Source organism: Citrobacter sp. wls619, assembly GCF_005281345.1.
Lineage (GTDB): Bacteria > Pseudomonadota > Gammaproteobacteria > Enterobacterales > Enterobacteriaceae > Citrobacter.
In genome coordinates this window covers 2,287-3,601 of sequence record NZ_SZXJ01000062.1, presented here as the reverse complement: position 1 = coordinate 3,601, position 1,315 = coordinate 2,287, and the positions used below count along the sequence as shown (strand labels likewise).

The 1,315-nt window shown below is 42.8% G+C and carries 3 protein-coding genes; 1 reads left to right on the top strand and 2 read right to left on the bottom strand.

Features of this window, described 5'->3' with window-relative positions; all coding sequences use genetic code 11:
* Positions 1 to 22 precede the first annotated feature (22 nt).
* Positions 23 to 313 carry a hypothetical protein gene (locus FDX19_RS13590; protein ID WP_137383125.1) on the top strand — a complete coding sequence of 97 codons (291 nt, stop codon included), beginning with the start codon at positions 23 to 25 and terminating at the stop codon, positions 311 to 313.
* An 18-nt stretch (positions 314 to 331) separates the two neighbouring features.
* Here FDX19_RS13590 and FDX19_RS13585 read toward each other — a convergent pair whose 3' ends face one another.
* Both FDX19_RS13585 and FDX19_RS25105 read right to left on the bottom strand, forming a co-directional pair.
* A complete protein-coding gene (locus tag FDX19_RS13585) occupies positions 332 to 847 on the bottom strand; it encodes an SMI1/KNR4 family protein (RefSeq protein WP_170974380.1) in 516 nt (171 codons plus the stop codon).
* 14 nt (positions 848 to 861) lie between these two features.
* Positions 862 to 1,315: HNH endonuclease (locus tag FDX19_RS25105; protein ID WP_170974379.1), on the bottom strand; the 454-nt coding region annotated here is incomplete at its 5' end.

The window sequence follows — 1,315 nt, the reverse complement described above, 5'->3', positions numbered from 1 at the left end:
CTGCTCCTGAGCAGTGAACTGCATGACAGGGAAGGTTGCGGGTCTGACTGTGGTGGCTGATATTCAGATTAACGTCGTAGTCGAAATGCTCCTGACGGGGGAGGTGGCGGACACCCCCTTCGGCAAGGGTAATCTGGTCGTTGTTATCATAGCGGTAGGCGGTGTTACCCCAGCGGCTGTCACTGATGCGGGTATGGGCATATCACTGGGGCTGTCCAGGCTTCCGCTATCTGTTTCGTTGAGCCCATCCCAGCGCATCGTGCTTGGACTGAGATGGAGAAGATTACAAGTTTCTGATCTCGACGAGGAATAATGTGAGATACAGCTACAATTATTTACTTTTCCTGCGCGTGGGTTCAATGTTTTCAATGAAATCACCAAATGACGGAGCTATATTATCGATAATTTCATTCTCTCTTTCTAGATTAATGAACTGAACTCGTCCTGATTCCTTATCAATCCAATAGACATTACCACCAGCATCAAAGGCGAAAGGGATATGTGTCATGGCAAAGTTTTTGGCTTGCTCGGAATAATTGGAGTAATGCCATCTCATTCTTGGGATAGATAGCAGCATCTCAAATTTATATTCATCTCGATGATGGGGTATAAAATAAAACCCTTCCACATGCATTGCATTATAATCGTCTTTAGAGATTGTATATATCCGGTCTCGATAATAGTGCGCGTCAGATAATGGTAAATACCCACCGTTATGGTCAAGGTAAAATTGTATAAATTCTTTTTTGCCCGGAAACTCTTCGGCAATTATAGAGTTAATTGAGTCCTCTGAAATTTCAGGTGCAGATTGTTCTAGTTGCAAATGAAATTCTCTTTGTGTCGTCATTTTCCAAGTCCTGATTAAGGGCATTCATCCAATAATTTATTTATTTCTTGAGCACGTGTAATGCCTGATTCTTTATTATAAGCGGTTCCGGTGTAATCTTCAAAATCTTTCACCCCTCCTATATGTCCATAACCTCCATGATAGTCTGGGTTGACCAGTTGCATCCGCATTTCATTTGTGGCAGGGTTGTAATCAACGTGATGCCCAGTCCATCCTCGAGCAGAATTTTCATTTATATTTATTGCATTCAGCAATGATTCCTTGTCACCAACATGGCTTCCTGTAGCTCTTATGGTAAATATTCCTTCAGGATTTTCAGGAGAGATACTTCCTGGATGTAAAACATCACCACCATCAGGCAAAAATATAATCGGCGTTCTGTCCAGACCCAGTGGATCAATCCAGCTTAACGGATTATGAACATACCCATATGGTCTGATACCCCCGGCAAGTTTTATCGGGTCTGGC

Bases quoted from the DNA above. Each gene is read 5' to 3' on its own strand.
- FDX19_RS13590 (WP_137383125.1), top strand. From the start codon at position 23: ATGACAGGGAAGGTTGCGGGTCTGACTGTGGTGGCTGATATTCAGATT.
- FDX19_RS13585 (WP_170974380.1), bottom strand. From the start codon at position 847: ATGACGACACAAAGAGAATTTCATTTGCAACTAGAACAATCTGCACCT.